Here is a 281-nt window from a genome sequence, read left to right on the forward strand (position 1 = left end):
AGATCAGGCAATTCTGCAAGGTGATCCGCGGAGACGAACCGCCGCTTGTCAGCGGGCGAGAGGGGCTCAAAACCTTGAGGGTAGTCGATGCGGTAAACCGCTCGGCGGCAACGGGAGAACGTATCGAGTTGAACTGACGCCTGAGTAACGTGACCGCCTGCTCGCCCTTCGCGTCTCGTTGCATCCGATGCGATGAGAACGCCGGCTCAATTCCGATGCTAGGCATGCGCTTCTGGCGGAGGAAATCGTCGCCGCCGCTCTGTCTTCGCCGCCATCGAAAC

1 protein-coding gene is annotated in these 281 nt (G+C 60.5%); it reads left to right on the forward strand.

From position 1 onward, the window contains the following. The coding region (locus tag EN862_RS37305) for a Gfo/Idh/MocA family oxidoreductase (protein ID WP_348632109.1) at positions 1 to 137 on the forward strand (137 nt) is incomplete at its 5' end. Positions 138 to 281 lie beyond the last annotated feature (144 nt).

Origin of the sequence: Mesorhizobium sp. M2E.F.Ca.ET.219.01.1.1 (assembly GCF_004016445.2) — a bacterium.
Taxonomy (GTDB): Bacteria; Pseudomonadota; Alphaproteobacteria; order Rhizobiales; family Rhizobiaceae; genus Mesorhizobium.